The sequence below is a fragment of the Micromonospora sp. SL1-18 genome (genome assembly GCF_047921505.1).
Taxonomy (GTDB): Bacteria; Actinomycetota; Actinomycetes; order Mycobacteriales; family Micromonosporaceae; genus Micromonospora.
The window spans coordinates 110930-137419 of record NZ_JBLROA010000011.1; the positions used below are offsets into that span (position 1 = coordinate 110930).

At 70.5% G+C, this 26490-nt stretch carries 29 protein-coding genes and 1 pseudogene; 15 read left to right on the top strand and 15 right to left on the bottom strand.

All coding sequences use genetic code 11. The annotated features are described in order from the left end of the window. The first annotated feature begins 19 nt into the window (after positions 1 to 19). The 3 genes from ACNAW0_RS07655 (at position 20) to ACNAW0_RS07665 (ending at position 3393) form a co-directional block, all read left to right on the top strand. Complete coding sequence (locus ACNAW0_RS07655) at positions 20 to 847, top strand: SDR family NAD(P)-dependent oxidoreductase (protein WP_416287024.1); 828 nt, start codon at positions 20 to 22, stop codon at positions 845 to 847. A 120-nt stretch (positions 848 to 967) separates the two neighbouring features. Continuing rightward, positions 968 to 1480 carry a cupin domain-containing protein gene (locus tag ACNAW0_RS07660; RefSeq protein ID WP_416287025.1) on the top strand — a complete coding sequence of 171 codons (513 nt, stop codon included), beginning with the start codon at positions 968 to 970 and terminating at the stop codon, positions 1478 to 1480. 209 nt (positions 1481 to 1689) lie between these two features. After that, positions 1690 to 3393 carry an NAD(P)/FAD-dependent oxidoreductase gene (locus ACNAW0_RS07665; protein ID WP_416287026.1) on the top strand — a complete coding sequence of 568 codons (1704 nt, stop codon included), beginning with the start codon at positions 1690 to 1692 and terminating at the stop codon, positions 3391 to 3393. Between the two features lie 100 nt (positions 3394 to 3493). Here the strand turns inward: ACNAW0_RS07665 and ACNAW0_RS07670 are convergent, their stop codons facing one another. Together ACNAW0_RS07670 and ACNAW0_RS07675 are read right to left on the bottom strand one after the other, a co-directional pair. Then, positions 3494 to 3943, bottom strand: coding sequence for a nitroreductase family deazaflavin-dependent oxidoreductase (locus ACNAW0_RS07670; RefSeq protein ID WP_416287027.1), 450 nt, complete (start codon positions 3941 to 3943; stop codon positions 3494 to 3496). Positions 3944 to 4021: 78 nt separating this feature from the next. Continuing rightward, complete coding sequence (locus ACNAW0_RS07675) at positions 4022 to 4807, bottom strand: SDR family NAD(P)-dependent oxidoreductase (protein ID WP_416287028.1); 786 nt, start codon at positions 4805 to 4807, stop codon at positions 4022 to 4024. 267 nt (positions 4808 to 5074) lie between these two features. Here ACNAW0_RS07675 and ACNAW0_RS07680 point away from each other — a divergent pair, with 267 nt between their 5' ends. From ACNAW0_RS07680 to ACNAW0_RS07690, 3 genes are all read left to right on the top strand, one after another. After that, positions 5075 to 6292, top strand: coding sequence for an acyltransferase family protein (locus ACNAW0_RS07680; RefSeq protein ID WP_416287029.1), 1218 nt, complete (start codon positions 5075 to 5077; stop codon positions 6290 to 6292). A gap of 50 nt (positions 6293 to 6342) precedes the next feature. Continuing rightward, the gene (locus ACNAW0_RS07685) at positions 6343 to 7410 is read left to right on the top strand and encodes a methyltransferase (protein WP_416287030.1); all 1068 of its coding nucleotides are present in this window, start codon (positions 6343 to 6345) and stop codon (positions 7408 to 7410) included. Positions 7411 to 7789: 379 nt separating this feature from the next. Continuing rightward, positions 7790 to 8428 (top strand): response regulator transcription factor, encoded by a 639-nt coding sequence (locus ACNAW0_RS07690; RefSeq protein WP_416287031.1) that lies wholly within the window; start codon positions 7790 to 7792, stop codon positions 8426 to 8428. Between the two features lie 168 nt (positions 8429 to 8596). Here the strand turns inward: ACNAW0_RS07690 and ACNAW0_RS07695 are convergent, their stop codons facing one another. The 3 genes from ACNAW0_RS07695 to ACNAW0_RS07705 all read right to left on the bottom strand — a co-directional run bounded on the left by ACNAW0_RS07695 (position 8597) and on the right by ACNAW0_RS07705 (position 13020). After that, positions 8597 to 9025, bottom strand: coding sequence for an ester cyclase (locus ACNAW0_RS07695; protein WP_416287032.1), 429 nt, complete (start codon positions 9023 to 9025; stop codon positions 8597 to 8599). Positions 9026 to 9028: 3 nt separating this feature from the next. Then, complete coding sequence (locus ACNAW0_RS07700; protein ID WP_416287033.1) at positions 9029 to 10690, bottom strand: NAD(P)/FAD-dependent oxidoreductase; 1662 nt, start codon at positions 10688 to 10690, stop codon at positions 9029 to 9031. A gap of 218 nt (positions 10691 to 10908) precedes the next feature. After that, positions 10909 to 13020 (bottom strand): MMPL family transporter, encoded by a 2112-nt coding sequence (locus ACNAW0_RS07705; RefSeq protein WP_416287034.1) that lies wholly within the window; start codon positions 13018 to 13020, stop codon positions 10909 to 10911. 312 nt (positions 13021 to 13332) lie between these two features. Here ACNAW0_RS07705 and ACNAW0_RS07710 point away from each other — a divergent pair, with 312 nt between their 5' ends. After that, on the top strand, positions 13333 to 13620 hold the full coding sequence (locus tag ACNAW0_RS07710) for a PadR family transcriptional regulator (protein WP_416287035.1): 288 nt from the start codon (positions 13333 to 13335) through the stop codon (positions 13618 to 13620). After that, on the top strand, positions 13620 to 14294 hold the full coding sequence (locus ACNAW0_RS07715) for a hypothetical protein (RefSeq protein WP_416287036.1): 675 nt from the start codon (positions 13620 to 13622) through the stop codon (positions 14292 to 14294). The genes ACNAW0_RS07710 and ACNAW0_RS07715 overlap by 1 nt, the downstream gene beginning before the upstream one ends. A 49-nt stretch (positions 14295 to 14343) precedes the next feature. Here ACNAW0_RS07715 and ACNAW0_RS07720 read toward each other — a convergent pair whose 3' ends face one another. Beyond that, positions 14344 to 14715, bottom strand: a complete 372-nt coding sequence (locus ACNAW0_RS07720) for a DUF1622 domain-containing protein (RefSeq protein WP_416287037.1) — start codon at positions 14713 to 14715, stop codon at positions 14344 to 14346. 177 nt (positions 14716 to 14892) lie between these two features. On the opposite strand from ACNAW0_RS07720, the gene ACNAW0_RS07725 reads away from it, so the two are divergent. After that, positions 14893 to 15060 carry a hypothetical protein gene (locus tag ACNAW0_RS07725; protein ID WP_416287038.1) on the top strand — a complete coding sequence of 56 codons (168 nt, stop codon included), beginning with the start codon at positions 14893 to 14895 and terminating at the stop codon, positions 15058 to 15060. 45 nt (positions 15061 to 15105) lie between these two features. On the opposite strand, the gene ACNAW0_RS07730 is transcribed toward ACNAW0_RS07725, so the two are convergent. The 4 genes from ACNAW0_RS07730 to ACNAW0_RS07745 form a co-directional block, all read right to left on the bottom strand. Continuing rightward, complete coding sequence (locus ACNAW0_RS07730; protein WP_416287039.1) at positions 15106 to 15768, bottom strand: TcmI family type II polyketide cyclase; 663 nt, start codon at positions 15766 to 15768, stop codon at positions 15106 to 15108. A 63-nt stretch (positions 15769 to 15831) separates the two neighbouring features. After that, a complete protein-coding gene (locus tag ACNAW0_RS07735) occupies positions 15832 to 17058 on the bottom strand; it encodes a cytochrome P450 family protein (protein ID WP_416287040.1) in 1227 nt (408 codons plus the stop codon). Next, positions 17055 to 17348, bottom strand: a complete 294-nt coding sequence (locus ACNAW0_RS07740) for a putative quinol monooxygenase (RefSeq protein WP_416287041.1) — start codon at positions 17346 to 17348, stop codon at positions 17055 to 17057. The genes ACNAW0_RS07735 and ACNAW0_RS07740 overlap by 4 nt, the downstream gene beginning before the upstream one ends. A gap of 23 nt (positions 17349 to 17371) precedes the next feature. Beyond that, a complete protein-coding gene (locus ACNAW0_RS07745; RefSeq protein ID WP_416287042.1) occupies positions 17372 to 19654 on the bottom strand; it encodes an FAD-dependent monooxygenase in 2283 nt (760 codons plus the stop codon). A gap of 324 nt (positions 19655 to 19978) precedes the next feature. On the opposite strand from ACNAW0_RS07745, the gene ACNAW0_RS07750 reads away from it, so the two are divergent. Further along, a complete protein-coding gene (locus tag ACNAW0_RS07750; RefSeq protein WP_416287043.1) occupies positions 19979 to 20368 on the top strand; it encodes a DUF2267 domain-containing protein in 390 nt (129 codons plus the stop codon). 24 nt (positions 20369 to 20392) lie between these two features. On the opposite strand, the gene ACNAW0_RS07755 is transcribed toward ACNAW0_RS07750, so the two are convergent. Continuing rightward, entirely contained in the window at positions 20393 to 20836 is a 444-nt protein-coding gene (locus ACNAW0_RS07755; RefSeq protein WP_416287044.1) for a PPC domain-containing DNA-binding protein, read from the bottom strand. 189 nt (positions 20837 to 21025) lie between these two features. On the opposite strand from ACNAW0_RS07755, the gene ACNAW0_RS07760 reads away from it, so the two are divergent. After that, positions 21026 to 21184 (top strand): hypothetical protein, encoded by a 159-nt coding sequence (locus ACNAW0_RS07760; protein WP_416287045.1) that lies wholly within the window; start codon positions 21026 to 21028, stop codon positions 21182 to 21184. A gap of 130 nt (positions 21185 to 21314) precedes the next feature. On the opposite strand, the gene ACNAW0_RS07765 is transcribed toward ACNAW0_RS07760, so the two are convergent. The 3 genes from ACNAW0_RS07765 to ACNAW0_RS07775 are packed head-to-tail and all read right to left on the bottom strand — an operon-like array spanning position 21315 to position 23898. Continuing rightward, on the bottom strand, positions 21315 to 21878 hold the full coding sequence (locus ACNAW0_RS07765) for a GerMN domain-containing protein (RefSeq protein WP_416287060.1): 564 nt from the start codon (positions 21876 to 21878) through the stop codon (positions 21315 to 21317). Then, positions 21875 to 23227, bottom strand: coding sequence for a sensor histidine kinase (locus ACNAW0_RS07770; protein WP_416287046.1), 1353 nt, complete (start codon positions 23225 to 23227; stop codon positions 21875 to 21877). The genes ACNAW0_RS07765 and ACNAW0_RS07770 overlap by 4 nt, the downstream gene beginning before the upstream one ends. Continuing rightward, entirely contained in the window at positions 23224 to 23898 is a 675-nt protein-coding gene (locus tag ACNAW0_RS07775; protein ID WP_416287047.1) for a response regulator transcription factor, read from the bottom strand. The genes ACNAW0_RS07770 and ACNAW0_RS07775 overlap by 4 nt, the downstream gene beginning before the upstream one ends. Before the next feature lie 152 nt (positions 23899 to 24050). Here ACNAW0_RS07775 and ACNAW0_RS07780 point away from each other — a divergent pair, with 152 nt between their 5' ends. From ACNAW0_RS07780 to ACNAW0_RS07795, 4 genes and pseudogenes are all read left to right on the top strand, one after another. Continuing rightward, entirely contained in the window at positions 24051 to 24461 is a 411-nt protein-coding gene (locus ACNAW0_RS07780; RefSeq protein WP_416287048.1) for an STAS domain-containing protein, read from the top strand. Between the two features lie 32 nt (positions 24462 to 24493). Then, a complete protein-coding gene (locus ACNAW0_RS07785; RefSeq protein ID WP_416287049.1) occupies positions 24494 to 24775 on the top strand; it encodes a hypothetical protein in 282 nt (93 codons plus the stop codon). Positions 24776 to 24844: 69 nt separating this feature from the next. Further along, positions 24845 to 25444 (top strand): annotated as a pseudogene (locus ACNAW0_RS07790) (STAS domain-containing protein); the annotation flags it as partial. A 173-nt stretch (positions 25445 to 25617) separates the two neighbouring features. After that, positions 25618 to 25902 (top strand): BON domain-containing protein, encoded by a 285-nt coding sequence (locus ACNAW0_RS07795; protein WP_416287050.1) that lies wholly within the window; start codon positions 25618 to 25620, stop codon positions 25900 to 25902. On the opposite strand, the gene tnpA is transcribed toward ACNAW0_RS07795, so the two are convergent. Beyond that, a complete protein-coding gene (gene tnpA, locus ACNAW0_RS07800; RefSeq protein WP_416287051.1) occupies positions 25868 to 26419 on the bottom strand; it encodes an IS200/IS605 family transposase in 552 nt (183 codons plus the stop codon). The two genes, ACNAW0_RS07795 and tnpA, sit on opposite strands and share 35 nt — an antisense overlap. Positions 26420 to 26490 lie beyond the last annotated feature (71 nt).

Sequence of the window (26490 nt, forward strand, 5' to 3'; positions counted from 1 at the left end):
ATGAGAAGGAGTCGACCCGGTGAACACAGCAGACCCCGAGCACGGGACGGACCAGCGCGCCGCCACCGGGCGCCCGCCGGAGCCGGCGGAGTTCGCCGGCCAGGTGGCCCTGGTGACCGGCGCGAGCAGCGGCATCGGGGCGGCCACCGCCCGGTTGCTGGCCGCCCGGGGCGCCCGGGTGGCGGTCAACTTCCACAAGGGAGCGGACCGGGCCCGGGAGGTCGTCGACGCCGTCCGGCGGCGCGGTGGCCACGCCGTGGCCCTACAGGCGGACGTCACCGACCCCGAGCAGGTGGAGGTCCTGGTCGCTGGCACCACCGCCAAGCTGGGACCGGTGGACGTCCTGGTGCTCAACGCCGCGGGGCTCGGCGCCCACGACGCGCGCATCGCGCCGGCGATGGAGCTGACCTGGGACGACCTCGACCGGGTGGTGACCCAGCAGCTCAAGGCGCTGTTCCTGCCCGCCAAGGCGGTCCTCCCCGGGATGCTCGAACGGGGTGGCGGCTCGGTGGTGGCCGTCGGCGCGGCGCTGGCCCGCCGGCCGGCGCCGGGCTTCCTGCCCCTAGCCGTGGCCAAGGCCGGCGTGGAGGCCGCCGTGCGGACCCTGGCCCAAGAGGTGGGCCCGCACGGGGTACGGGTCAACGCCGTCGAGCCGAACCTCATCCTCACCGAGCTGGCCCGGTACATCCGCGAGGCGCAGCGCCGGGCCGTCGCCGAGCGCGCCGCAGTACGGCGCAACGGCACCCCGGAGGACGTCGCCGAGGCCGTCGTCTTCCTCGCCTCGTCGCGAGCCTCGTACCTCACCGGCAGCTGCCTGGTGACCGACGGCGGCACCACGTTCGCCTGACCGGAGAAAGGATGGCGCGCTGGTTTTCCTCACTTTATCGCCCCCTTTAGCACCCACTGATTCCCTAGCGATCAGCTGCTCGAAACCGGGCCGAAGATCCGAGCTCAGGAAAGGACAGACGTGTCTGAACACCAGCCCAAAGTAGTCAGCCGGGACGATGTCGAGCCCGTGCGGTGGTTCGGCGAGGAGGGCCGCTTCCTGCTGCGCAAGGAGGACACGGGCGGCCTGTACAGCTTCTACCAGATCACCACCCAGCCGGGCAGCGGAACGCCGCTGCACGTTCACGAGAAGGCCGACGAGGCGTTCTTCGTCAACAAGGGGCGTTACGAGTTCGAGGTCGGCGGGGTCAGCGCGATCGTACCGGCCGGTTCCGTCATCTACGGCCCGCGCGGGGTGCCGCACCGCTTCCGCAACCTCTCCGACGAACCCAGCCAGCTGCTGGTCATCGCCACCCCCGGCGGCGTCGAGAACTTCTTCATCGGGCTCGCCGACCTGGTCTCCAAGGGCCGGCCGGACTGGGAGAAGATGCAGGAGCTGGCCAACCGCAACAACATCCGCGGGTTCCGCCCGACCGACGGCTCCCACCCCATCCTGGGCGGCCCGCCGGAGGCCGTGCAGGCGGTGCAGGGCTGACGCCGCGCGGTACGGGAGTCCCGGCCCGCCGGCCACGACCCGTCCCGTACCGCGCCCGACCCGACCGGGGCACCCCGGTGCCCCGGTCGCCGCCCGGCCGCCCCGTCTCCCGGACCCACCGCGTTCCTCGCCGCGCCTCCGCGCGGGCACCCGATGCTTGCCCGGACACCCGACCCACCCCGGGCACCTGACCGACCAGGGAGGACCCCATGCCCGAGCAGCCGTCCGGCTACCGCCCACGGCCGCGAACCGCGGCCGCCCGTCGCCATGACGTACTCATCCTCGGATCGGGTATCGCCGGCTCGACGCTGGGCGCCATTCTGGCCAGACAGGGCGTCTCGGTGCTGCTGCTCGACGGAGGTACGCACCCCCGGTTCGCCGTCGGCGAGTCGACGACGCTCTACACCCTCAAGCTGTTCCGGCTGCTCGCCCGGCGGTACGGCGTGCCCGAGCTGGAGCCGCTGACGTCCTACGAGGGCTGCCGGGACGAGATCGGGCCGACCAGCGGCACCAAACGGCACTTCGGCTTCATCCGGCACGAGGAGGGCAAGGAGCCGGATCCGGCCGAGTTCCTCCAGTTCAGCCCGCCGTCGAGGGCGTTGCAGACCAGCCACCTGTTCCGCCAGGACACCGACGCGTACCTGTTCCACACGGCGGTCCGGTACGGCTGCGAGGTCCGGCAGGCGTTCCCGGTGGAGGACATCGAACTCGCCGACGACCACGTCGCGCTCATCGGGCGCGGTGGCGAGCGGTACGAGGGCCGCTACCTGGTCGACGCCAGCGGCTTCCGCTCCCCGCTGGCCCGCAAGCTGGCGCTGCGGCAACCGCCCGAGGCGCTCAAGCACCACTCGCGTTCGATGTTCACCCACATGATCGGGGTCCGGCCGACCGACGAGTGCCTCCGGGTGGGGCCGGACGACGCGCCGCCCATCCCCTGGGTCGAGGGCACCATGCATCACCTGTTCGAGCGCGGCTGGTTCTGGTCCATCCCGTTCAACAACGCGCCGGACTCGAAGAACCCGCTGGTCAGCATCGGGCTCACACTGGACGAGCGAATGTACCCCAAGCCGGACGACGTCAGCCCGGAGGACGAGTTCCGGCAGTTCGCGGCGCGGTTCCCGGCAGTGGAACGGCTGTTCACCGAGGCCCGGACCGTCCGGCCCTGGGTGTCGGCCGGCCGGATCCAGTACACCTCCAGCAGGACCGTGGGGCACCGCTGGTGCCTGATGTCGCACGCGGCCGGATTCATCGATCCGCTGTACTCGCGCGGCCTGACCAACACCGGCGAGGTCATCAACTCGCTGGCCTGGCGGCTGCTCCAGGCGCTCGCCGAGGACGACTTCGCCGAGGAGCGGTTCCGCTACGTCGACGAGCTCCAGCAGGGACTCATCCGGTACAACGACGAGCTGGTCAACTGCTCGTTCATCTCCTTTTCGGACCACGGCCTGTGGAACGCCGTGTACCGCGTCTGGTGTGCCGCCGAAGTGCCGATCAACCTGCGCTTCGACCGGTTCACCGAGCGCTTCACGGCCGCCGGTGACGACGGGGTGCTGCGGGTGATGGAGCAGGCGGCCTACCCCGGGTCGCCGGTCCCCGACTCCCCCGGCTACCAGGGGCTCTTCGAGGAGATGGTCCGAGTCTGCGAGGCGGTCGACTGCGGTGAGCGCAGTGCCGCCGACGCGGGCAAGGAGTTCCTGACAACCGTGCAGAACTCGCCGGTGGTGCTGGAGCACCTCGGCTTGCGGGACCCGTCGTGCCGGTTCGTCTACCCGAAGCCGGAGGATCTGCGCCGGATGGCGGGGTGGCTGCGGCACCAGGGCCCGGACGAGCTGCGCTACCTGATCACCGGGGTCGATGAGAAGGGCCAGTCGCTGCCCGCGGTGGTCGACGAGGAGCTGGCCGTGCCGCAGTGACCGGCTGACGATGTGACGAAAGCGGGCGGCCTTCCCGGGGGACCCGGGCGGCCGCCCGCTCATGTCGATGGACAAGGACCGGCGTCGCGGGGTGCCCGGGTCACGCCGTCCGGGGTGTGGCCTGGAACACCGGGCAGCGATGGGCGGCCGCCGCGAAGCCGTCCGGGGACGGGGTGCCGACCAGACCGTTACGGACGAAGGCGCCGACGCCCCTGGGGTTCTGGCCGGGGAACTCCCGCAGGATCCGGGCCCGATCCCCCTCGGGGACCTCGACGAGGTCGACCTCCTGCCGGCGCCGGCCCCGGGCCAGCACACCGTGCCCGGCCATCCGGGCGTTCTTGACCCAATCCGAGTTCGGGTACGCCTGGACGAGGTACCGGGCGCCGTCGACGACCACCGGAGCCACCGGCGTGGTCCGGGGCAGACCGCTCTTGCGGCCGGTCACGGTCAACAACTGCATCGGGCCGACGGGCAGGCCGGCCCGATGCAGGAAGATGACGACGCGGTTGCGGGCCTTGTGCTTCAGGGAATTCGCGTACTGGCTGGCCATGCAGGTTGTCCTTTCCGCACGGGGTTTGGATCTGCGCCTTGCGAGCATGCCAGCAAAGAGCCGCCGTGGGCGTCCGGCTCAGGCCTTGTGGACGCGTCGAATGATGGTACGCACGACTGACCGGGGCAGGGCTCGCATCAGCGGGAGTCGAATGCGGTACGCCATACCCGGCACCGCGGAGGGCCGGCCGGCCGCGACCGCCCGCAGCCCGGCGTCCGCGACCTGCTCCGGAGTCAGCCAGTTGATTTTCGGCAGCGTGTCGGGGGACACGCCGGCGGCGGCGTGGAATTCGGAGCGGGTCAGTCCGGTATGGACGGTGGTCACGTGCACGCCATACTTGGCGACCTCCATCGCGACGCTCTCGCTGAACGAGGAGAGGAACGCCTTGGACGCCGCATAAGTCGCCGACTTCGGCTTCGGCAGGACCGCGACAAGGGAGGAGACGTTGACGATCCCGCCGGTTCGCCGGGAGATCATGCCGGGCAGGCAGGCTCGGGACAGGCGCATGGGCACGACAGCGTTCAACGTCGCGGTATGCAGCTCGCGCTCGGGCGGCAGCTCGGCGAACTCGCCGGAACCGCTCGACCCCGCGTTGTTCACCAGCAGCTCGACCGGGCGTTCCCGGTCGGCCAGCCGCTCCTCGGCGGCGGCGAGCTGGCTCTCGTCGGTGAGGTCGAGCGGGAGCACGTCGACTCGGACCCGGTGCCGGGACGCGAGTTCGTCGGCCAACTGCTTCAACCGGTCACCTCGCCGGGCAACGAGGACGAGGTCCACACCCTCCCGGGCGAGCAGGCGGGCGAATCCCTCGCCGATGCCGCTCGAGGCCCCGGTCACCATCGCGGTCCCGTACGGAAATCGTCGCATGACATTCCCCGAGTCTGTCCGGCGATTCAATGCATGACCCTACTCAGCCTACCGGCAGTCCGGAATTCCGGCCAGCATGGAAGAAAGCAAGCGGGCCCGCTTCATTGCGGCTTGATCTGGCGTTTATCAGCTGATGTTGGAATGCCACTGGATGGTTGACGTCGACTGAACAGGCACAGCCGGCGCCGCCGTCGCATTCCACGGGCGCCATCCCCGGAATGCATCCCCCCCTCCCCCCATAACCGTCGAATGGCTGGTGTCGTTGTCATGACTTCCTCCATCCAAAGGCAAGAACCGTCGCCCAGCACAACCCCGGCAGCGGCCGTCCCGGGCGCCCGGCTGGAGTCCCTGACCGGGCTGCGCTGGATCGCGGCCTTCGGCGTCTTCCTGTCGCACGTCAGCAGGCTGCTGCCGATCCCGCACACCGACACAGTCTTCGTGCTGGGCTCCTCCGGAGTCACGTTCTTCTTCGTGCTCTCCGGCTTCGTGCTCACCTGGACCTACACCACCGGCGACCGGGCCGCCACCTTCTACGGGCGGCGGTTCGCCCGCATCTGGCCGTTGCTGGTCATCGGCGCGCTACTCCCGCTCGCGCTACAACTGTCCGACGTGCGGCAGGGGCAGCGGGAGGAACTGGTCCTCATCGCCATCTCGGCGATCCTGCTGTACCAGGCATGGGTCCCGAACTGGATCCTCGGCGGGACCAACCCGGTCACCTGGTCGCTCGCCGTTGAGGCGTTCTTCTACGCGCTGTTCCCGTTCCTGGCGAAGTTCACCCTGCGTCGCTCGCTGCGCTGGCTCGGCTGGGCGGCGGTCGCCATGGTGATCGTCGGCTGGGGCATCAAGGTGTGGCTCTGGGACGCCTACCCCCCGCAGGCACGCCCGTCCTTCAACGGCATGGAGGGCCTGATCTTCGGCAACTACTCGCCGATCGCGCGGGTCTGGGAGTTCCTGCTCGGCATGGTCGCGGCCGCCGCGATCCGGAAGGGCTGGCGTTCGCCGCTGCCGGTCTGGGCGGCCACCACGCTACTCACCGCGGGGATGTTCGTGCTCTGGCTGCTGCGCGACGAGACCTGGCGCTCGGCCGTCATCTACGACGCGCTTCCCCAGGTCACCGCGCCGCTGTACGCCCTGGTGGTGGTCGCGGTCGCCACGCGGGACCTCGCCGGCGGCCCATCCTGGCTGCGGACCCGGCCCATGGTGGCGCTCGGCCAGTGGTCGTACGCCTTCTACCTGCTGCACTTCACTGTGTTGTTCGAGATCGCCTCGCGCGTCTTCGACAAGCAGAGCATCATCCAGTTCTACATGCGCCCGGTGCAGCCGAGCTGGGAGAACGCGGGTTGGGCGCTGCTCGCCCTGGTGCTCACCACGGCCGTCAGCGCCCTGCTGTACCGCTTGTACGAGCGGCCGATCGAGCTGTGGCTGCGGGCCCGCATCGGCGGACGCCGGACGCTCCCCGCCCACCTGGAAAACCACCGCCGGTGACCGTCCGGCACGGACCGCATGTCGACCCCGATGGAATGAGGTTGCCGGGAATGACCACGCCAGGACTCACCGCCCAGGCCGACGAGGCGCGGCTCGACTCCCCCGCGGAGTCCGGGTTGGAGGACCCTTTCGACGTGATGTTCGTCGGCTGGTCCTTCGTCCGGAGCAAGCTCGTCACCGCGGCGCTCGACCTGGGCGTCTTCGCCACGCTCGGCGACGGGTCGCTCAGCACGGAGGAGCTACGTGAGCGGCTGGACCTGCACCCTCGGGCCACCCGGCACTTCCTCGACGCGCTGGCCGCGCTCGGGCTGTTGCGGCGTACCGGCGACCGGTACCACAACAGCCCGGGAGCGGCCCGGTACCTGGTCCCGGAGGGGGACGCCTTCGTGGGCGGCTTCCTGCGGATGACCACCGAGCTGATCGGGGCCGACCAGAAGGCGCTGACCGGGCTGCTCCGTAACGGCAACGCAAGAGGGCAGGGCCAGGGCGGCGAGGTGCCGTTCACCCGGATCTTCCACGACCCGGCCCGGCTGCGGCTGTTCCTGTCGGCGATGGACGGCTTCAGCGGCGCGGTGGCGACCGAACTGGTTCGCGTCTTCGACTGGGCACGGTGCGCGACCTTCAGCGACATCGGCGGGGCACGGGGCAACCTGGCGGCGCACCTCGCCGCCGCGTACCCCGGGCTCACCGGGACCGTGCTCGACCGCCCGGCGATGGAACCACATTTCGACGAGCTCGTCGCCGGGCACGGGGTCCAGGACCGGCTGCGGTTCCAGGGTGGCGACTTCTTCACCGACGACCTGCCCCGCGCGGACGTCCTGATCCTCGGTGGCGTCCTGCACGACTGGCCGCTGGAGCGGCGCCGGGAACTGCTCCGCAAGTCCTATGACGCAGTCAACGACGGCGGCGCGGTCGTCGTGTACGACACCATGCTCGACGACGAGCGGGCCGGGGTGGACAACCTGGTGCTCAACATCATCATGATGATGCAGTCCGCTCAGGCGACCGGATTCGGCCCGGCGGAGTGCCGGTCCTGGCTGACCGATGCCGGTTTCACGGTGGAACGGATCTGCCCGCTGCCCGCGGCGAACACCGCGCTGATCGGCCGCAAGAACTGACCTCTGCGGCCGTCCGCCGGCCCAACGCCGCCGTCGCACCGGTGGCCGCGGCTTCCGATGTGGATCTCACACGGCCCGCCGCCGCAGCGTGGCGGCGGGCCGTGGCGGGCCTTCCAGGCCGTCCGGCGCCGGACGAGGCGCCGGACGCCGGTGGGCATTCGTCGCGCCGGACCGCCTCGCGTCCGGCCCTGAACATGCCCACCACCCAGCGCCACATCCCGGAAACCAGCCAAATCGAGACACGCCTATCAGGCAGCGCCCCAAATGAAAGACTGCGGTTAGCCAATATGGGATAAACGCTGGCCTGGATGTGATCGGCACCGATCACTCTATCCTGTATACGAGGTCTGGCGCTGTCTCACGCATCCCGGGGGAGTACATGTCCGGCTCGACACACATCAGAGTCCTGCTGATCGATCCGCAACCCATCTCATTGACCGGCCTGCACACCATTCTCAAAGGCCACCCCGCCATGCAGGTGGTCGGGGTGGCCGGCGACGTCGACGCCGCGGCGGCCCGATATCAGGAGTTGCGGCCCGACATCGTGATCGTCAACGTCCACACGGACCCCGCCGAGGCAGTCCGGAGCGTGGACGCCCTGTCGCGGTACCAGCCGGCACTGCCGGCGCCCAACGTGCTGGTCCTGACCAGCGACGCGGCCGCGACAGCGAGCCAGGTCCTGCGGGCTGGCGTAAAGGGCGTGCTGTCCTGCAGCAGCACGTCGCAGGAGCTCACCGCCGCGGTCCGCATCATCGCGACCGGCCGCTCCCTGCTTGTGCCCACAGTCGGCCAGAAACGCGGGGACTCGCCGTTGGGTCAGCTGACCGATCGTGAGATCAAGGTGTTCACCCTCATGGCGCGCGGATTCAGCAATGCCGAAATCTCCGCCGAACTGACGCTCAGTCAGAGCACCGTCAAATCCCACGTGCAGAGAATAATGGAGAAACTAGGACTCCGCAATCGGGTCCACGCGGTCATATTCGCGTACGAGAAAAAGCTCGTCGGCGCCAACTTTTGACCACAAGGCGGCGAGGAACTCCTCGCGCGTCCGTCGCATACGGGCATCGGACGCACAATGTGCTGGCACGCGCCGGCGGCCTCCCTCCCACAGATCGCCTCGAATGTCTCGTGAGGGCATCTCCGGTGGGGCGGCCGCCGCCGCATTGTCAATTCCTCCCGGATCCGGTCAGGCTGCGGCGCCGCGTAGTTGGCGGACCACTTTCCACAGATCGAAGACGTTCCGGTCCTCGACCACCAGGCCGTTCCCCACGCGCCACAACTGCATGCCCTCGGAGACGATCGAACGCCCCGTGGCTGGCACGCCGGCGAACTCCCGCACGTGTCTCGCCCGGGTGGTGAACCAGGTCGCCACCCACGGCCCCTCGGCCACCTGGATCCCGACCTCCACCGTCAGGTCGGCGAAGGCGGCATGCCGCCGCCGGACACTCTGCTTGGGCCCCTCCGGGCCGACCCGCACGCCTCCGAGCAGGAAGTCCGGCGCGAAGATCCGGTCCGCGACGTCCAGGTTGCCGCGAGTCCAGCCCTCGTCGAACCAGTACCGGGCGAGTGCCTTGTTGGCCTCCTGGACGGTGTCCGCCGCATCGCGTACGGGCATCGCTCACCTCCCTCCGGCGGCGGCAGCTGCAGCGTTCGCCTTGAGAATGGCGTCGAGGTTCTCGCCGCCGAGCGAGCTCAGTTCCGGCAGCGGCGAGGTGGCCGCCCATTGCAGGAAATCGAGAATCTGGCGACGGTCCGGGAAGATGAAGCGCTTGTTCGGGTCCTTCCAGCCGAAGTCCGGAGGGACCGCCTCGGATTCCTCGAGGAGCCGGAGGATAATGTCGGCTGCGGTGTCGCCGTCAATCTCCTTCGCCTCGTATCGGGCGCAGGCCTCCGCCGTACCATCGAGCACCGCTTTGAAGTCATCGCTGTCGGGCCACCAGAGACCCACGTGCGGCACCTTCTCCAAAATGTCGAAGAGGCTCGCGTCGCGGGTGGCCCGGAAGGTACGCAGCGCCTTGTTGAGTCGCAATGTGCCGGGGGTCGTGCCGCAGCCCCAGACGCGGAACATCGCGTCCCAGAGGCGGTAGTGCGAGAACGCGATGAACGAACAGTTCACGAGGGTGTCGTTGTAGTCGAGCAGCCCCTGCTCCAACTCCTCGACGTACCGGAAGCGCTCCTCGTCGAAGTCGTCGTCGGCGAGCGCGTCCAGCAGGCGCGGGGCCAGCGCCGCGATGACCTCCATCGTGTTGGACATGCCGCGCGAGTACAGCGGGTCCAGGAAGCCCGCAGCGTGCGACATCAGGCACCAGCGGCGCCCCACGGTCTGCCGGGACGAGTACTGCAACCGCCCGGTGGACACCCACTCCCGCACCTTCCGGGCGCCCTCCAACTGCCGCGCCACCGCCGGGAACCGGCTCGCAAGCTGGGCGAACTCCTCCTCGGGGGTGATGTCCTCCGGCTTGGGGTACAGCCGGGGGTCGAGGGTGACGCCCACACTGCACACCGGGTTGCGGGACAGCTTGTGGTTGTCGAACGGGATGATCCAGAACCAGCCCCGCTCGAAGTTGTGGTGCATGGTGCCGTCGTGCCACGGCACCGGCGGCTGGTCCTCGGGGGCCACCTTGATCACCTCGTCGAAGGGCCGAACGCCGACCATGTGGGTGAACAGCGAGCGGGAGTGGTGCTTGAAGCGGCACGGCTGTTCGCGGAGCTGGAAGTGGTCCGCCAGGGGCGACCGGAAACCGCTCGCGTCCACCAGGTAGCGGCCCCGGACCTCGCACCCGTCGACGCCGGTGAGCGTGACGCCGTCGTCATCGAAGGCGATCCCCGACACCCGCCACTGCTGGCGCGACTCGCAGCCGTACTTCACCGCCACCCGGAACAGGTACGCGTCGCAGTCCTGTCGGTACAGGTGGCACGCGGAGGACAGCTCGTCGGGAATGACGAACTGGTTGGCCTCCTTCGGGTCGGGCTCCTCCCCCGGCCGGTGCAGCATGAAGCCGAAGTGCCGCTTCTGGCCGAAGGTGTTGCTGATCTGCTCGTTGATGGTTTTCGGGTCGCACAGCGCGTGGAACTCGGGCACGTCGTACCGCTCGGCGAGCACCTGCAGCCAGGAGACGAGCTGCGGGATCATCGACTCTCCGACGGCGAACCTCGGGTGGGTGGCCGCGTCGGCGAGCAGTACCTTGGCGCCGGAGCGGGCCAACACGGCACCAAGAGTGGATCCGGCAATGCCTGACCCGAGGATCACCACGTCGTAGCTCGGCCTCTGATTGGACACAGTCGGTTCCCTTCCGCAGTCATCGAGTCTGGGACGGCGCGCCGTAGGCTCCACGTCCGTTTTCCACCTTGGCGGATGGTGATGAAGGCGAGAGAAAGCGCGCATAAGCCACCGTGCCGTAGCACGGTGGCTTACGCGTCAGGAGCAGCCCGTGCCTCGCCGCGGACCGCGGGGTCCGGGCTGGCAAGGTGTCCAGCGGCTGTGCCGGATCGAGCGCCTCATCCGGCGGGCCGGTCGACCGCTGCGTGCTCCGGGTTGAGCGGGGTTGCGGCCTTGGGCCGGACGCCTGCCCGGGGGGTGACAAGCAGCCGGCCCAAGGAGCGTGGGAACCACCAGTTTGACCGTCCGAGGAGGGTCACGAGCGCCGGGGTGAGGAAGCCCCGGACCACGGTGGCGTCGATGACGATGCCCGCCGCCAGCGCGGTGGCGAACACCCGCACCTCCGTAACCGGGATGTTGGACAGCGCGGTGAACGCGAGAAACAGGATGAACGCGGCGGACGTGACGAGCCGTCCGGTCCGGCTGATGCCCATGACGACCGAGGGCACCACGGTGTCCTGCCTTCCGTCGGCAGCCAGTTCGAGATGGGTCTCGCGGATCCGGTGGAGGATGAACACCTCGTAGTCCATGGACAGCCCGAAGAGGAAAGCGAACACGGCCATGGGGATCCAGATGGTGATCGCCCCGATCGCTGGTGTGTCGAACAGCAGCTCGCTGCCGTAGCCCTTCTGCCAGATCAGCACGATCACGCCGTACGCCGCGGAGGTGGAGAGCACGTTGAGCACCAGTGCCTTCAGCGGGAGAACCACGGAGTGCAGCGTCCGGGCCAGGACGATGAAGGTGAGCAGGGCGACGAAGATCAGGATGAGGCCGAAGGAGCCGTAGACCGCGTCGATGAAGTCGATGTCCAGCGCGGGGCCGCCGCCGGCGAGCGCTCCCGGGGCCTCCCGGGCCGTGTCCAGCACCGCGGACATCGCGTCCCGGCCGGAGTTGCTCGACGGGTCGTCGGTGGTCCAGATGTCGACCACCCGGTTGCCACCGCGGGCCCAGTCCGCCGGGGCGACGCTGCCCGAGACGCCGTCGAGGCCGCCAAGCCGGCTGCTCATGGCGTCCGCCTCAGCAACGCTGACGATCACCTCGGCGGGTCGCGCGATGCCCTCACCGAAGCCCGCGTCGACGATCCGCTCGAAGGCCATGGCCGGCGCGCCGCCCTGGGCGAGGGTCGCGGTCTCCGGTGCTCCCAGCCGTATCGCGAGCACGGGCACGGCGAGCGCCACCAGCAGCGCGCCGCTGATCAGCGCCGAGAGCACCGGGAACCGGGTGGTCACCCCGGCCAGCCGGGTCCACAGTCGGCTGTCCGGGCGGTGCTTGCGACGGGGCCGGTCCAGCTTGTCGCCCCAGGAGTAGAGCAGGACCGGCAGCAGGGTGAGGGCCACGGCCACACTCACCAGCGGAATGAGCAGGCCGGCGTACCCGACGCTACGGAGGAACGGCACGGGCAGCACGACGAGCGCGGCGAGCGAGATCGCCACAGTGGCGCCGCTGAGCGCGACGGCCCGGCCGGCGCTGGCGATGGACCGGACGACCGCCTCGCGGCGCGCCTCGGGCTCGGGACCGTCGGCGCCGGGCTTGTTCCGTTCCTCCCGCCACCGGGTGACCACGAGCAGCGCGTAGTCGATGGCCACACCCAGACCGATCAGCGCCACCAGGAACTGGACGATGAAGGACACGTCGGTCACCCCGGTAACGCCCCGTACCAGCAGGAACGTCGTGGGGATGGCGGCCACCGCCATCAGCACCGGCACGATGGCGAGACCGCTCGCGAAGACGAGGATCAGCACGATCAACGCGCCCAGGGCGCCGATGAGCGTCTCGTAGACCGGGCTGGGCGGGGCGCCACTGTTCCGGCCGGAGAGGACGGGTTGGCCGGTCAGCTCGACCTGGGCGCCCGCGACCTTGGTCTGGGCGACCTTCTCGGTGATGGCCGGGAGCAGGTGGTCGTAGGGCGCGTTGGTGGGATTGGCCGGCGGGTAGAGCAACGCCACCGTGGTCCGCCGGTCCGCGGAGACCAGGGAGTCACCGCCGGGGTTCACGTACGACGCGCTGCGGCCCCCCTGCGGCGTGACGCTCTGCACCAGTGTGCCCCACTCCTGGCGCACGGCTGGACTGTCGACGGTGGTGCCCTCCGGCACGGTCACCACCAACAGCAACGGAGCGTTGCGGCCGCCGGTGCGGTTGAACTGCTGAGCGAAGGCGTCGTTCGCCTCCTGGCTCGGCCGGTCCGGCAAGCGCGCCTCGTAGGTGAGTCTGTCGATGGTGCTCCCCGTCATGGCGCCTCCGACGAGGGTGAGTGCCACCCATATGAGGACCACCACCCACCGGTGAGCGAGCACCCACCGTGTCATCTGCTCCACGGCCGAACCTCCTGTAGCGACGCTATTATGTAGCCGCACATAATATGCCCCAAGATAGCGAGCCGACGATGCCGGCCGCAAGGACAATCCGGAACGAGTCGCCGACGGAGAGTGGCGGAACGTCCTCGGCCCACCCACCCGGGCTCTGATCAACCGATGTCCGGCGGGCGCTGATGTGTAGCATCGTGAGATATGAAGGCAGAGACCCTGAGAGGGAACCTGGAGGGGATGCTTCTGTCTGTGCTGGAGCCCGGACAGCTGCACGGCTACGCGGTCATCGAGGAGCTCCGGCGACGCAGCGATGAGGCGATCAACCTCCCGACCGGAACGGTCTACCCGGCCCTGCACCGCCTGGAGGCCGCCGGGATGATCGGCAGCGAGTGGTCCCGGCACAACGGCCGCCGCCGCCGCAACTACTTCCTGACCACGAAGGGGCGGCGCGCCCTGGCGGACAAGCGCGAGGCATGGCAGTGGGAGTCCTCGGTCATCTCCGGCGTGCTGAAAGCCGAGGCGTGATGGAAGCAGCCGCCCTGCAGCACTACAGCGACCGGCTGGCCCAGCAGCTCGTCGGGCCGCACTCGCGGCGCTCCGCGATCATCGAGGAAGTCATGGACGGCCTCCAGTGCGCCACGGAGGGCAACCTGGCGAAGTGCCCCGACGTCGAGGCGGCCGCCCGCCGCGCCGTCCAGGAGTGGGGATCACCCACCGAGGTCGCCCGGGCGTACAACGACGCGACACTCCGCCTCAGCGCCAACCGCCTCTCGCTGCTGGCGGTGTACGTGCTGCCGCTGCTCGCCTTCAGCTGGGCGTACGCCCTGCTGAGCGGGCCGAGCGGACCGTGGGTGCACCACCCGCCGATGCTGACCATGGGGTTGTCGGTCGCGACCATCGGGGTCGTGCTCTGCCTCGGCGGGGCACTCTCCGGCCTGCGGCGGGGCACCGGGATGCAGGCGGCCGTCGGGCCGCGGGACCGCACGGTCACCCTGGGCACGCTGGCCGCCGTCGTCGGAATGCTCTGCGTGCTGGGGGCGCTGGTTGTCCTGCTGCTCAACCGGGGCATCAGCCACCCGGAGTCGCTGGACTGGCCCCTGATCTCCATACCGGCGGCGCTGAGCGTGCTCGCGGGCGTCTACTTCGTCCTGTCTCTGAAGCGCTTCCTCGCCATCCTCCGGGCGGCGGGCTCCGCGTAGCCTCACATGGTCGACATCCTGCCGATCGGGTACGAGAGCCGCCGCGGAATTACCGCACCGTCCCGGGGCCGGTCACCAGTTTCCGATCCTGCCAGGGCCACCGGCCCTCGAGTTCCACCTGCAGCGAGAAGCTGAGGAAGGTCCGCACCAGCACGATCAGGCCCAGCACGCCGACGCCGGCGAAGGTGGGCGAGACCGCGACGGAACGGATGATGTCGCCGCCGACCAGGAACTCCAGGCCGAGCAGGATGGCCCGCCCGACGCCCTGCCGGTACGGCGGGTAGACGTCGACCAGCCGGCGGGTCCGCCGCCAGCCGCGCAGGAAGACGACCGTGGCCATGATGACGCCCACGGCGATGACCAGCCCTCCGGCGATGTCCAGAAATGCGCCGATCAGCTGGATGATGTCCTTCGTCGGCACCCGACACCCCCGCACCCGGCTCCCTGCGGAACCCACCATTCCGCATCTCGGGCGACCATCGTGGCTGTTTCGGCAGTTCGGGCGGGGCGACGGGGAACGCCTGCGGTGGCCCGCCCCGCCCACCTACGGTGGAAACGACGTCATCACAGGCGAGGCGCGGCTTGGCGAGGAGCGGACGTGACGGAGCCGGAAGAGAACGAGGAGAAGAGCCACAAGACCGACGAGGTGCTCTTCTCCCCCGACGGGGACCCGCACCACACCCCGTCCCAGAACCCACGGCCCGACGAGCACCAGCCCGTCCGGTTCCAGCACGACGGCGAGACGGAGACCGTCGTCGACGAGTGACGACGGTGGGAGTGTCCGTCGACGCCCCCACCGCGGTCCCGCCGGTCAGTCCTCCGCGCGCCAGCGGTAGTACGGCCTGGCCACCGAGTCCTGCGGGCCCCGCCAGGTGTCCGGCTGGTACGGACTGATGTACGGGCTGAGGTCCTCCATCACCTTGGCGAAGGCCGGCTTGTCGTGGTTGTGCCGGGTGGCCTCGGCGAGCGACGCGTCCTGCTCCAGCAGGTGCACGTAGACGTCGTCGATCGAGTACAGCCAGCGCCCGGTCACACCCAGTTCGGCCGGCAGCGGTCCGGCGTCGGACTCGGCGAAGACGCGCGCCACGTCGGGCTCGGCGCCCGGCTTGATCCGTCCGACGATCACGGTCAGTGTGCTGTCCTCGGGCTCCTTTCCGTCCGGCACCCAGCGGTAGAACTCCTTCGCCACGGAGTCGGACGGGTTCTTCCAGTACCTCGGATACGGCGTCACGTACGGTTCGATCGCCTCGGCGATCTTCTGGAACGCGGGCAGCCCGCGGGTCTGGCCGGACACCTTCGGGTCCTGCCTGCGCTCGATGACGTGGAGGTAGAGGTCGTGGTGCGACAGCAGCCTCCGCCCGATGACCCCGAGATCCTGCGGCCGGGTGGTTTTGTCGTAGTGCCCGAAGACGTCGCCGACGATGTTCTCACTGCCGGGGACAATGCGGCAGACGATCACGTTCCGGAAGACCATGACTGCTCCTTGGGTGGGTGCGGATGTGGGGGTACGGACGGGGGCGTGTCGAGGCGGAGGTGCTCAGGCGGCGAAGGTGACCGGAAGCTCCAGCAGGCCCCGGAACGGCGACGCGGCCGGCAGCCGGCGCACCTCGGCGAGCGGGACCCCGAGCCGCAGCCCGGGCAGCCGGCGCAGCAGCGCCCCGATGCCGATCTGCGCCTCCATCCGGGCCAGTGAGACGCCCAGGCAGTAGTGGACGCCGTACCCGAAGCCGAGGTGCGGGCCGCGTACCCGACGGATGTCCAGCCGGTCCGGGTCGGCGAAGTGCGCCGGGTCGTGGTTCGCCGAGTTGATCACCACGCCGACGACTGAGCCGCTCGGGATACGGACGCCCTGGTAATCGATGTCCTCGGTGGCGATCCGGGGGCTGGCCACGGGCAGCGGGCCGTCGAACCGGAGCAGCTCCTCGATCGCTGAGGGCAGCAGCTGCGGCGTGGTGCGCAGCAGTTCGAGCTGCTCGGGATGGGTCAGCAGGGCCAGCGTGGCGTTGCCGAGGAAGTCCGCGGTCGTCTGGTGCCCGGCGAAGAGCAGCAGGAACGTGGTGGTGACCAGTTCCGTTTCGGTCAACGCCCCGTCCCGGTCACAGGAGTCGATCAACGCGCCGATGATGTCGTCGGCCGGGTGCGCCCGTTTGGCCTGCATGAGGTTGACGAGGTAGTCGTGCAGCTTCAGCTGGGCCTCCTGCACGGCCGCCCGCTCCTCCTCGGGTGGGCGGCGGGAGGACCCGGAGGTGCGAATCACCTGGGTCCAGTCGAGCACCCGCCCGTGGTCGGCCTCGGGGATGCCGAGCAGCTCGCAGATCACCGCCATGGGCAGCGGAATGGCGAACTCCTGCATCAGCTCGGCCTGGCCCTGCGGGACGATCTTGTCGAGCAGGGCGTCCACGATCTGCGCCACCCGCGGCCGCAGCGCCTCGATCCGGCGCGGCGCGAACGCCTGCGAGATGATCCGGCGCAGCCGGGTGTGCTCCGGCGGGTCCGAGTTGAGCATGTTCTTGTTCAGGCCCTCGGAGTTCGGCCCGAACAGCCGCAGGTAGTGCTGGCCGGGGCCGTACAGGTCCTTGGACAGCCGCGGGTCGGTCAGCGCCGTCTTGGCGTCGTCGTAGCGGCTGATCAGGTACTGGTCGAACCGGGGCGAGCTGACCGGGCACACCGGCCGATCGGTGCGCAGCTGGGCGAACGCGGCGTACGGGTCGGTGGCGAACTCGTCGGTGTAGAACTGCGACGCGGGTACGGCCTGCTCGGTCATCTCGTCTCCTCCCGCTCGCTGCGCACGCTGTGCAGCACCTGGTAGGTGTTCCGTTGCGCGGATTCGCGCAGTTCACGGATCATGCGCAGCAGCCGGTCCCGGTGCTCGCTGCGGCCGAAGGCGTCCAACCGTTCCCGGTCCGCCCAGTCGCTGATGATCAGATAGCTGCGCGGGTCGTCGGCGTCGCGAACCAGATCCTGGTGCAGGCAGCCGTCCAACGTGCGGATCTCCTCCGCCGCCGCGCGCCACTCCTGCTCGAACCGTTCCTCGCACCCCTGCCTGGTACGCATAGCGAGCACGGTGCGGACCCGGGTCATCGCGCACCGCCGAACACCAGGTGCAGGTGCTTGCGGAGGGCGTCCGCGTCGATCGGCTGGCTGCGGAACCCGACGTGCCCGTCCGGTCGGACCAGGTACAGGGCCACGCCGCTGACGCCGTATGTCGTCCGGAACTCGCCGCCGGTGTCCCGCACCACGGGTGGGGCCGGCAGCCGCGGCGCGGGGGCGTCCGGGCTGAGCAGCAGGTAACCGTCGACCTCCCCGGCCATCTGGCCGCGGACCTCGGCGTACAGCTTCTCCGCCGCGGCCAACGCCGCCTCGTCGACGGAAACGTCCACGTAGACCAGCAGGGTGTGCCGGGTGCCGCGGGTGAGATCGCGCAGCCGCATCGGGTGTCCGACGCCCTGCCGACGCAGGCCGCCGACGTCGGGAGCGCGGTCGCCGGGCCGGGGGCCGTTGCGCAGCGCGTCCGGATCGGTCAGGCACTCGCCGACCAGGGGGCTGTCCGCGTAGCTGAGCAGCATGGACATCTCCTGGAGGAACTGGCGCTTCAGGTCCTCGCGGTCCAGCTCGTCGGTGAAGGCCATCCGTACCGCGCGCCCGACGATCTCCTCGCCCTCCGGGCGCCGTTCGGTCTCGTAGCTGTCGAGCAGCCCGGGCGCGGCGAGTCCCCGTACCGCCAGGGCCAACTTCCAGGCCAGGTTCCAGGCGTCCTGGATCCCGGTGTTCATGCCCTGGCCGCCGGCGGGCGGGTGCAGGTGCGCGGCGTCGCCGGCCACGAACACCCGGCCCTCCCGGTACCGGTCGACGATGCCGTGGCTGATCCGGAACACCGACGACCAGCGCAGGTTCGACGCCCGGGTGCCGGGCGGGGCCAGCTGGTCGAGCGCGGCCTGCACGTCCGCGAGGGTCGGTGCCGCCAGCTCCTCGCTGAACCCGGGCGGCGCGTCCTGCCCCCCGGTCTGCGCGAAGAACCGGGGCGGTGCGAGCGTGGCGATCCGGTACCGGGACTCGCCGCGCAGGGGGACGCAGACCAGCATCCCGTCCATCCGGCCGTCGGTCTCGTGCAGGAAGCGAAGCAGGTGACCGTCCGGCATGTCCCAGTCCACGTCGACGTCACCGAGCATGAACAGCTGTGGGAACCGGCCCAGCCCGCCGGTGAAGGTCAACCCGAGCAGCTCACGGACCCGGCTGTGCGCGCCGTCGCAGCCGACCAGGTACTTCGCGCGTACGGTCTCGGTGCCGCCGTCGGCGGTCGCGATCGTGGCGAGCACGCCGTCGTCGTCCTGGGTGAACTCGACCAGCTCGGCGCCGCGCTGCGGGCGTACGCCGAGGGTGGCCAGCCGTTCGGTGAGGATGCGTTCGGTCTCGTACTGGGGCAGGCCGAGGTGCGCGTACGGCAGCTCGGGCAGCTCCCAGCTCATCCGGTGGATCTCCACGCCGTTGACGAACACCATGTTCCCGGTCAGCCAGATCCCCGCGTCCATGGCCTCCCGCACGATGCCCTGGTCCTCCCAGAGCTCCATCGTGCGGCAGTGCACCCCGATCGCCTTGTCGGCCTGGCCGGCCGGGGTGGCCAACCTGTCGATCATCCGGCACTCGATGCCTCGCCGGGCCAGCTCGACGGCGACGGTGAGCCCGGTGGGTCCCGCGCCGACCACGAGTACGTCTGTCGTCCTGTGCACAGCAGCAGCCTCCCTGCCCGTAGTCGGTTCAGGTCCGCTTCCGGGGTCGGCCGCGACGTGGAAGAGGCGGCGCCGGAAGTCGAGAAGGAACGGTGCGATCGGCCCGGCCTCCTGCTGGGCGTGGGCCGGGTCGCTGATCCAGCGATAGAACTCCGCCTCGCTGGTCCACTCCGCGAAGATGTGGAACACGTCCGAACCGGGCTCACGCAGCAATTCCTCGCGCAGGTACCCGGGCACGCCGGCCATCCGGGGGGTGACCTCGGCGTATCCGCGTTCGAACTCGGCGAGCCGGCCGGGCGGCACGGTCAGCTCGACGTCCACGAAGATCCTCGATCCCCCGCGGTCGCTGTCGTGCATCACCCGGTGGCTCTCCGGCCCGGCTGCCCCGACCAGCGGTCGCACGACGTCGGCGAGACGCGCCGCGACCGGGCCGGCCAGGTAGTCGCGCAGCGCCGACTCGTCGGCCCATTCGGTGACGACGACGAACGTGCGCGAATCGATGGCGTCGCGCAGCAGGCCGTACCCGAGGTTGCCGGTCTGGCCGCCGATCTGCCCGGCGACCGTGTGCCACGCCGACTCCACGGCGGGTTCGAGCCCCGGGCGCGCGCGCATCCGGACCATCGTCCTGATCATCGAATCTCCTTCGACGGCCTGCGGGAGACGGTGGACCGGCCGAGGCGCGTACGGCCCCGAACCAGCACGACGTCGTCCTGCGACCCTGCCGGAGGCAGCGTCAACCCGCCGTCACCGCGAAACGGTGGCGAGTCCGTGACCGTTGACGCGACCGGGACGCACCGGCTGATCCGGCGGCTCCTCGTCAGGCCGGCCGCGTCCCGATCGGCGGCGTAGGCCAGCGCGGGCGGTGGCTTTCGAATGACAACACCCGCGTGGGGTAGTCAGCCGTGGCGTACCTGCCAATCACATGCTGAGAACAGCACCCTGAAAGGTATCGGCGGCATGAAGTATCAGGAGTTCGTGGCACAGGTTCGCGAGCGTGGCGAGTACGACAGCGCCGCTGAGGCCCAGCAGGTCATCAGCGCCGTGGTGACCTGCCTCGCGGAACGGTTGACGCCGGACGAGGCGAGGCAGCTCGGCTCGCAGTTGCCGCCGGAGATGGGTGATTTCCTGAAATCGGCGCCCGGCGGCGCCCCACGCATCGGGGTGACGGAGTTCCTCCGGAAGGTCGGCGACGAGATCGGCGCCACGGAACGCACCGCGGAGTGGGACACGAGTGCGGTCCTGTCCACCATCGCCGACGCCGTGTCCGGTGGAGAGCTCAACGACGTGGTGACCCAACTGCCGTCCGGCTACGCGTCGCTGTTCGGGCGGCCCGGCGTGTCGGGCTGAGACCAGGGCGCTCGGTGCCTCCGCTCACGAGGCGGCCGTTCCCGCCAGCAGCGCCAGCCCCGTCTCCGGGTCGACCCGCTTGGCGAGGCTCGCCCCGACCTCGGAGATGACGACCTCCAGGGTCGGCCACACCTCGCCACGGAGCAGATGACCGCCGACGGTCGAGCCGTCGCGGCGACCCAGCACCGCGTGCACGTGCAGCGCCGCTTTCCCCTCGTGCTCGGCGATGTCACCCAACAGCGAGAGGACCTCGACCTGTTCCCGGACCGGGATGGTCCGGTAGTCACGCTTCTCGCGCTCGAAGTAGCCCAGGTCCGCCGCGGCGAACCCGCCGACGGCGGTGACCCGGGCACCCCGGATGGCGTGCCGCTGCGCCACCTCGTTCACGGCGGCCACCGCGTCCTCGCCCTTGTCGACCACGACCACCAGGACGCGCCGGTCACCGTCGCCCAGTTCCACTTCCCTCATGATCACCCTCATCTCGCCAGCCGGTTCCGGCCCGAACCCGGTCCGGGGCGGACTACCCCCGTACGGCCGGGTGTCACCCCGGCCCGGCCGCAGGCGCCACGGCGGTTTGCCGCCGGCACCGCCGGGAAGCCAACCGGATGCCACGGCGCGGATCCGGTAGCCGCGCCGACGTTGAGGCGGGAGGTTGACATGGGTGACCGAGAACGACTTCATGAGCTGCGCCAACAGGCCCACAACGCGGGCATCGAGGGCAATTCCAAGATGACCGAGGGCCAGTTGCAGGAGGCGCTCAAGCGGGTCGGCAAGGGCGAGTCGCCGCAGATGGCCAAGCGGCAGGCCAAGGGCTGACCGTACGGCACGACGCCGGCATCCAAGGGGTGCCGGCGTCGAGGCTTTCCCTGGCGGGCTGCGAGGTCGGTCGTCACCCCGCGGCACCCCGATCGTCCCGTTCCCGCCCCGCTGGGAAGGGACGCCGGGTTCAGCGCCGCACGATCAGCGGCGCATAGTCGGCCGCGGTGAGCGGCACCCGGGACAGCGATCCGTCAGCCCGCGGCACGTCCAACGGCTGCCCGTCCCGGCAGAACGTGACGCCGTGCACGTCCGCGCGGCTGGTCAGCGTACAGACGATCTGGCCGAACGCGAGGATCTGGTCACTGCGTCCGGTCTCGTCACCGGCCCAGCCGACCTCGACCTCGGCGACACCTGCGCTGAGCCGGGCGCCGGCCACCGAGGTGATGCCGGCCAGGGCACTGGTGAAGCCGGCGTCCCGTTCCCCGTCCCCGGGCCCGGCCAGCAGGTCCCGCAAATGCGTGTCGACGTCGGGCAGGTAGTCCACGCGCCGCACGACGGTCCGCAGGCGGTCGTCCCGGACGAGGCAGAGCGTCTCGTTCACCCGCCCGGCGTTTGGCAAGGCGCCGCCGCCGACGGGACTGGCGTAGGCGCCGGGTCGGCCCGGCGCGCGGCGGGGAACCTCGTCCACCGGTACGCCGCACCCGGCGAGCAGGAGCGCCGCCAAGGCCACGATCGGCACGCCCCGGTTCACGGCAGGCACCCCGGCAGCTCCACCCGGAACCGGGCTCCGCCCTCGGGGCGGTCCGTCACTGCGGCCCGGCCGCCGTGCATCGCCGCGTGTTCGGCGACGAGCGCGAGACCGAGACCGGTCCCGTCGGTGCCGGCCCGGGCATGGGCCGCCCGGCCCCGGACGAAGCGGGCGAAGACCACCTCGCGGTCCGGCTCCGGCACTCCCGGGCCGTCGTCGTCCACCTCGATGATGCCGGTGCCCTCGTCGTCGCAGGCCAACCGCACCTCCACCGGCCCCCCGGCGTAGCGGACGGCGTTCTCCACCAGATTGAGCAGGATCTGCGCCACCCGGCGCCGGTCGACCAGCCACTCGCCGCCGTCGGGCGCGGACCGTACCAGCCCGTCCGGCAGCCCGTACGTCCGGCAGGCGTCCCGGGCGAGCGCCTCCACATCGACGCGTTCACGGTGCACGGGCTGCTCGGTGCGGGCCAGTTCGATCAGGTCGTCGACCAGGCGCTGGAAACGGGCGATCTCGTCGGCGACGAGCCCGGCGGCCTTCGCGGTGCGTTCGTCGTGGTACTCGCGGCGGCGGTCCAGCACGCTCGCCGCGGCGGCCAGCGTCTGCAGCGGGGAACGCAGCTCATGGCTGACGTCGGCGGCGAACCGCCGGTCCCGCTCGATGTGCCGGACCAGTTGCTCCACCATTCGGTTGAACGAGGTGGAGAGGCGGGTCAGGTCAGGGTCGGTGGCGGGATCGAGGCGGGTGCTGAGATCACCGGCGACGATCCGCTCGGCGGCGTCGGCGACCGCGGTCAGTGGACGGAGGCTGTGCCGGGTGGCGTACCAGCCGAGGGCCGCGCCCGAGCCGGCCACCATGATGGCGACCGCGGTCAGCGTCAGCCCCACCAGCTGGAAGATCTGCTCGACCTCGCGCAGCGAGGTGAGTTCGTAGTAGCTGGTGGTCGGCGAGAGGGGGATGCCGACCAGCAGGGCCGGCTGCCCGTCCGTCCGGATCCGCTGCACGGCCGGCTCGCCCGAGCGGACCATGCGCTGCAGCTCCGGCGGGACCGAACCGGCGCCGATCTCCGCGGTGCGGGCGTACCACTGGCCGTCGCGCTGCAGCAGCGGGCGCCGGGCACTGCCGGTGTTCAGCGACCGGAGCACCTCCGCGATGTCCGGGGCGTCCGTGTCCAGGCCTGACCGGACGACCGCGGCGTCGAAGTAGGCCGCCCGCACCGCGGCGCGTTCCCGCTCGTCGAGCAGCGACCGTCGGGTCAGGTCGTACGAGAAGAGCGCCATCGCCGCCGCGAGCAGCAGCGCCCCGATGGCGAACGCGGCGGTGACCCGGGCGCGCAGTCCGAGGCGGTTCATCGCTGTAGTTTGTAGCCGAGGCCACGGAGGGTGACCAGGTGTCGCGGGTTGCCCGGGTCCTCCTCGATCTTCTGCCGCAACCGGCCCACGTGCACGTCGACCAGGCGCTCGTCGCCGGTGTCGTATCCCCACACCCGCTGCAGCAGCTGCTGGCGGGACAGGACCTTGCCGGCGTGCTGGGCCAGCTCGCAGAGCAGGCGGAACTCGGTCCTGGTGATCGCGACCGGTCGGCCGGCGCGGCGCACCTCACCGGCGTCCGCGCTGATCTCCAGATCGCCGAAGACCTGCACCGCGACCGGCGTGGCGACGGCCCGCCCTCGGCGGCGCAGCGCCCGCAGCCGGGCGGACAACTCCTTGATCGCCACCGGCTTGACCAGGTAGTCGTCGGCACCGGCCTCCAACGCGGCCACGATGTCGTGCGTGTCGTCGCGGGCGCTGACCACCACGATCGGTACGTCGTCGTCGCGGCGGAGCTGCCGGATGCAGTCGAATCCGTCCAGCCCGGGCAGCATGAGGTCGACGAGCACATTGTCCGCCGGGTCCTGGCGTTGCCGGCGCAGCCCCTCCTCGGCGCTCGCCGCCCCGTACGCCGTGTAGCCCTCCTCCTCGAGCGCGAGCAACAGCGCGAGCCGGATCCGGTCGTCGTCCTCGATCACCAGTACGGCTGCCACCCCGGCATCATCCCTGGCCGAGCCTCGGATCACCAACACCGTGATTTCCGGCATGGGTTTGTCACACAACTGTCATGTCGCCGCCGGGCGACCTCCACGATCGGCGCCCAGAGTGTGGAACAGCACCGAGCCGAACCGCAGAGGAGCCATCAGTGACCGCGCCCCAGCCACTCCCACCGGAGTGCCGGGTGCCCCGGATCGAGCTGGACGTCACCTCGGAGCTCGACCTGCCCCGACTTCCCGAGGTCGGCGCGGTCCTGGACCGGATCCTGTCCCTGCACCCCGGGGAGGTGGTGATCGACCTGTCCGAGTGTCGGCACCTGGACGCGGCCGCCATCGGGTTACTGCTCGACGTCCAACGACGGCTGGCTCGGCGAGGCGGCGTGCTCACGCTCCGCGATCCGCACCCGCGGATCCGCCGCATCCTGGACACCGCCCGTCCTGACCAGCCGCGACCGGTCGCCGAGGCCAGCCCGGGGCCACCGTCCACAAGCAGCGACCCGGCCGATGCCGGGCCGACGAGACCGGCGCTCGGGCGGGCGAAGGTCGTCACGCGGCCCTGAACCCCGCCGGAGCGAAGTCCAAGGAGGAAGCAGTGACCGGCAGTGCGCTCCTCAGCGCCCTCGCCATCGGCATCGGCGTCGGCATCGTGGGCAGGCTCGCCCTGCCGGGGCCGAAGGCCGCCCCCGTGTGGCTGACCGTCGCGCTCGGCGTGGCCGCCGCGCTACTGGGCTCCGTGACCATCCGCCTGATCGGTCTCGACGTGAACCAGACCCTTCCCCTACTGCTCGCCCAGGTCGGCTTCGCGATCCCCGCGGTGGTGGTCGGGGTCGTCACCGCCGGACGCCGGGGCACCGGGGATGCCACCGGGTCCTGAACCGCCGCACCACCCGGCAACCGCCCAGCCCGCACGTCGGTACGGGCGCAGCGCGAGAGGAGGAAAGGCATGACGGTCGTACCGGCGGAACACCTGATGAGTTTGATCTGCGACGACTGCGGCGACACGATCACCGGGACCGCCTGCGTCCTGCCCGACGCCGAGGTCGTCTGGACGTTGGTGTTCGAGCACGGCTGGACGGGCTCCCCCTTCGCCGCCGGCCCCCACCTCTGCCCCCGCTGCAGCCTCCGCCCGGAGGACGGCGCTGACGACGGTGCGGGCCCGACCTGGGACCACGGGTTCGACGACACGCTCGGCGTCGGCGACCTCGACAGGATCGGCGACCTTGACAGGATCGGCGACCTCGACGGGGTCGGCGACCTCGACGGGGTCGGCGACCTCGACGGGGTCGGCGACGACCAGGCGGTCGGGCACCCGGAGCCGGCGGAAGCGGTACGGCGGGCGCTGGCGGAAGCGGTCACCCTCGACCGGGAGGTGCTGGTCGATCTCGCCGAGGTGCGCACCATCGACTCCACGGGCCTGGGCCTGCTGGTGCGCGCGCACCAGGAAGTGCGGCAGGACGGCAAGATGCTCTGCCTGGTGGCGCCGTCCCGCTTCGTTCGCACGGTGCTGCACACCATGCGGCTGGACGGCGTCTTCCCGGTCATCCCCACCCGTACGGCTGCCTTTCGGCGATCCGGCACAGCGCCGGTGGCGTCCGCCCGCCCGGTGCCCGCGCCGGGCATGGCCCGGCAGAAACGACCGCCGGTGGAGCACCCGCCCGTCCAGCCCAGCCCGGCGGCGCCCGCCGCGCCGGTGACGACCACGGAGGTCGCAAGGTGATGCCCTGGCCATACCCCGAGCACAACCCCTACGTCGGCGACGACGGGGTCCACGACGAGGACCTGCGCCTCGCCGCGCTGGTGGCGCAACGGCTGAGCGCCGACTGGACGACCCGCCGCCAGCAGATCTCGGTGAGCGTGCAGAACCAGGTGGTCATCCTGACCGGGATGGTCGCCGACCCGGCCACCCAACGGGCGGCCGGCGACCTGGCCTGGGACGTTGTCGGCGTCTTCGACGTCTGCAACGCGCTCACCCTGTACGGCCGCGGACGTGGCCGACGATGAGCCCGGGTCCCGAAGGCGCTACCAGGATGCGGGCCAGTGCTCCGCCCTTTAACGGGGGTGAAGGCCCGTGCGGGAGGGCCGCCAAGGCCCGAGCGTGCGCTAACTCGGCCGGTTCTGCTGCTCGATGTACTGGCGCGGGACCGACAGGGGTGGGCCTTCGATGGTGCCGGGTGAAGTAGGAGCCGGACCACAGAGTCGGGTGCCGCGCCAGAAGTGGCGGCGGATGTTGGGGTAGTCGCGGCGTAGGTAGCGGGAGGACGCCGTTGAGGGAGTTGACCAGCTTGGACAGGGCTACCTTGGGTGGGAAGTTCATCAGCAGGTGGACGTGGTTGTCCTCGCCGTTGAACTCGACCAGCTCGCATTCGAACTGTTCGCACAGCTGCCGCATCACCTGTTCGAGGTAGTGCAGGTGTTCGTCGATGATGCCCGGTGCTCGGTGCTTGGTGACGAAGACCAGGTGGGCGTGGAGCAGGAGATCGCAATGTGTGCCGGTGCGAACCGGGTAATCGGTGGCCAATAGAACGCGTGTACGATGTGGGGCGTGGCGGCGGACTTGGGTCGGAAGTACCGGCTGTATCCCACGCAGGT